This is a genomic window from Reyranella sp., assembly GCF_050185545.1.
Classification (GTDB): domain Bacteria; phylum Pseudomonadota; class Alphaproteobacteria; order Reyranellales; family Reyranellaceae; genus Reyranella.
Window position 1 is genome coordinate 1 of record NZ_JBFWZI010000336.1, and the last position, 4050, is coordinate 4050.

3 protein-coding genes are annotated in these 4050 nt (G+C 67.8%); all 3 read left to right on the forward strand.

The window, feature by feature from the left end:
* The first annotated feature begins 154 nt into the window (after positions 1-154).
* The 3 genes from AB7O82_RS37620 (at position 155) to AB7O82_RS37630 (ending at position 4050) form a co-directional block, all read left to right on the forward strand.
* On the forward strand, positions 155-1135 hold the full coding sequence (locus AB7O82_RS37620) for a Bug family tripartite tricarboxylate transporter substrate binding protein (RefSeq protein ID WP_428555866.1): 981 nt from the start codon (positions 155-157) through the stop codon (positions 1133-1135).
* Positions 1136-1415: 280 nt separating this feature from the next.
* Entirely contained in the window at positions 1416-2429 is a 1014-nt protein-coding gene (locus tag AB7O82_RS37625; protein ID WP_428555869.1) for an aspartate-semialdehyde dehydrogenase, read from the forward strand.
* A 181-nt stretch (positions 2430-2610) separates the two neighbouring features.
* A complete protein-coding gene (locus tag AB7O82_RS37630) occupies positions 2611-4050 on the forward strand; it encodes a tetratricopeptide repeat protein (RefSeq protein WP_428555871.1) in 1440 nt (479 codons plus the stop codon).

Genomic DNA, 4050 nt, shown 5'->3' on the forward strand with positions numbered 1-4050 from the left:
CCCCGGAGGGGCGGAGGGGGAAGGCCACGGTCGAGATCGGTGAGCTTCCGACGTCGGAATCAGAGGAATCTCGAATGGGGCTTGCCCCCTCCGCCCCTCCGGGGCACCTCCCCCGATGACGGGGAGGCAACTAACCGCGCTCGGGGGACTGATCATGCCACTGACCAAACGAACCTTCCTCATCACGGCATTCGCGGCCGCCGCCTCCACTACCATCGCCACCCGCGCCCAGGCGTGGCCGGCCAAGTCGATCCGCATGATCGTGCCGCTGGCGCCCGGCGCCACCGCCGACATCGTCGCCCGCCTGTTTGCCGAGGAGCTCGGCAAGGTGCTCGGCCAGACGGTCGTGGTCGACAACAAGACGGGGGCCGGCGGCACCATCGCCACCGCCGAGGCGGCGCGCTCGCCGGCCGATGGCTACACCATGGTGCTGGTCTCCCAGGGCACGATGGTTTTCAACATGGGGCTCTACAAGGCGCCGGGCTACGACTCGCTCAAGGATCTGACCCTGGTCACGGCGACCGGCGGCGTCTCCAACGTGCTGATCGTCCACCCGGACAACCCGGCGAAGAGCGTCGCCGACCTGCTGGCGCAGGCGCGCGCCAAGCCGGGCGAGCTCACCTATTCGTCGGGCGGCGTCGGCACCAGCCATCACATGTCGGGCGTGCTGCTCGAGATGCGCACCGGCGTGAAGCTGCAGCACGTCCCCTATCGCGCCACGCCCGCCGGCATCCAGGCGGTCGCCAACCGCGAGGTGACGATGGGTCTGTTCAACACGCCGACGGTGATCGGCCTGACCAAGGGCGGCAAGCTCAAGCCGCTCGCCGTGACCAGCGAGAAGCGCTCCGGCCTGCTGCCCGATGTCCCGACCATGATCGAGTCCGGCGTCAAGGACTACGTCGTCAACACTTGGATGGGCTTCGCCGTGCCGGCCGGCGTGCCCGAGCCCGTGGTCGGCCGCCTCAATACGGAGATCAACCGGATCGGCCAATTGCCGCAGGTGCGCGAGAAGATGCTGGGCCAGGGCATCGAGATGCTGCCCCCTGAACCGCCCGCCGCCGCCCAGAAGCTGGTCCGCGACGACCTGGCGCTGTGGCTGCCCATCATCAAGGCCTCGGGCGCGTCGGCGGAATAAGTCTTCTGCTCCTCAAGCGCAGCTTGGGGAGGAGTCGCCGTCATACGGCGACGGAGGGGTCATTACTCATACGGACCGTGGGCGTCCCGCCCGCTCATGAGCAGAGTGGGCGGGACGCCCGCGGTCCGGATGATTCATGACCCCTCCGTCCGCGATTACGCGGACACCTCCCCAAGCTGCGCTTGGGGAGGACAAGAGCCTTCCTTGCAAAAGCCCGCTTCGGCGCGTATCTCCCTGCCGCCTTTAACCAGTGGAGAGCGCACGCCAGCGCAGGATCGTCATGGGCTACAGAGTCGCCGTCGTCGGCGCGACCGGGAATGTCGGTCGCGAAATGCTGCAGATCCTGGCCGAGAGGAACTTCCCGGCCGATGACGTGGTCGCTCTGGCGTCCGCCCGGTCGGCCGGCAAGCAAACGTCGTTCGGCGACAAATCGGTGCTGAAAGTCCACGACCTGGCGAAGTTCGACTTCAAGGGCATCGACATCGTGCTGAGCTCGCCCGGCGCCAAGGTGTCGGCCGAGCACAGCCCGCGCGCCGCCAAGGCCGGCGCCGTGGTGATCGACAACACCTCGTACTGGCGCATGGATCCCGACGTTCCGCTGGTGGTGCCCGAGGTCAACGCCAAGGCGATCGCCGGCTACAAGGGCCGCGGCATCATCGCCAATCCCAACTGCTCGACCATCCAGATGGTGACGGCGCTGAAGCCGATCCACGAGGCGGCCACCATCCGCCGCGTTGTCGTCGCGACCTATCAGTCGACCTCCGGCGCGGGCAAGGAGGCGATGGACGAGCTCCTGAACCAGACCAAGAGCTTCTTCGTCAACCAGACGCTCGAGCCCAAGAAGTTCACTAAGAGCATCGCCTTCAACGTGATTCCCCACATCGACGTCTTCATGGAGGACGGCTCGACCAAGGAAGAGTGGAAGATGGTTGTCGAGACCAAGAAGATCCTCGACCCCAGGATCAAGGTCCACGCCACCTGCGTGCGCGTGCCGACCTTCATCGGCCACGCCGAGGCGGTGAACCTCGAGCTCGAGCAGCCGCTCGACGAGCACGAGGCGCGCGCGCTGCTGGCCGCCCAGCCCGGCGTGCTGGTGGTCGACCGGCGCGAGCCGGGCGGCTACGTCACGCCGCAGGAAGTGACCGGCCAGGACGGCGTGTTCGTGAGCCGCGTGCGCGTCGATCCGACGGTCGAGAACGGTCTCGCGATGTGGGTAGTGAGCGACAATCTGCGCAAGGGCGCCGCGCTCAACGCCATCCAGATCGCCGAGGAGCTGATCAAGAGCTACATCTGAGAGCGCGCTGGCGCGGGCGTCTCGCCCGCTCATGAGAATTCCCGACGAAGCGTGCGTCGTACGACATGAGAAGAGCGGGCGGGACGCCCGCGGTCCGGTATGACGGAGTCGGCTTCTCGCGGCGCGATAATCGCGTTTCAGAACAGGTGATTGGAGGCATTTCTTCCTGTACATTGGCAGAATGTACGGGACGCCTCCGATCGATGCGCCGGGGCACGATTCGCTGGCCGGCGAGAATGCGCCGACTCCCCTGTTCGGCGACGACACGCAAAGCTTCGTGCAACAGATGCGGCTTGCCGCGCAGGCGCATCGCGCCGGCCGTCTCGACGAGGCGATCGGGGCGTACCTGCGGCTGCTCGCCGTGCAGCCGCACCACGCCGAGCTGCACAACAATCTCGGCGTCGCGCTGCGGCTTGCCGGCAAGCTCGACGCGTCGGTCTGTCATCACCGGCTGTCGCTGGCGGCCGAGCCCGACAATCCGGCATTGCATTCGAACCTCGGCAATGCGCTCAGGGCCGCCAACCGGCTCGACGAGGCGGCGACGCATCACTTCCGCTCGATCAGCCTCAATCGCACCTACGCAGAGGGCTTCTTCAATCTGGGGCTCTGCCTGCGCGATCTCGGCCGCGTCGAGGAATCGATCGGCTGCTTCACGCGCTCGCTGGTGCTCGACCCGGACAATCCGCGGGTCAAGACCGAGCACGCGATCGCGCTCCTGATGCGCGGCGAGATGGAAGCGGGCTTCGCCGCCTACGAGGTGCGCAAGCAGCTTGCCGACTGGCCCCGACCGGACTTCAGCAAGCCTGCCTGGCTCGGCGGTCCGATCGGCGGACGGCGCATCCTGCTCTATCCCGAGCAGGGGCTGAGCGACGTGCTGCTGTTCGTGCGCTTCGCGCGCGAGCTGAAGCGGCGCGGAGCCATCGTCATCGTGCTCTGCCAGGCGCTGCTCAAGGACCTGCTCGCCGGGGTCGACTATATCGACGAGGTCGTGGCCGAGGGCGAGCTGCTACCCGCCTTCGACGTGCATGCCTCCCTGGTGTCGCTGCCGCACCTCTGTCACGTCGATTTCGAGGCCCTGCCGGGCGAACCCGCCTGGCTGCAGGCGCCGCCCGCGAGCCGGATCAGGCTCGGTCATGTCGAGCGGGCGAAGTTGCGCGTTGGCGTGTACTGGGCGGCGATGCCCGGCCAGGCGCAGGATCGCCGTCGCTCCGCGCCGTTCAGCGAGATCATGGCGCTGGCCGGCGACCCCGAGCTGCTGGTGTTCAGCCTGCAGGGCGGCGTGGCGCAGAAGGAGATCGAGCGGCTCGGCGCCGGCGGCCTGGTGCACGATGTCGGTCGCGGCATCTTCGATTTCGCCGAGGCGGCGACGGCGCTCGCGCAGCTCGACCTCTTGATCTCGATCGATGCGCCGATCTCGCATCTCGCCGCGGCGATGGGCGTCAGGACCTGGGTCCTGTTGCCGCAGGCTGCCGATTGGCGCTGGCGCCTGCGCAGCCGCAGCGGCTCCTGGCATCGCACGGCTCGGCTGTTCGTCCAGCCGCGCGCCGGCGATTGGGGGGCGGTGTTTGCCTCGGTGCGCCGCGAGCTGGCGACGATCAAGCAGCAACAGGCGGCTGCCTGA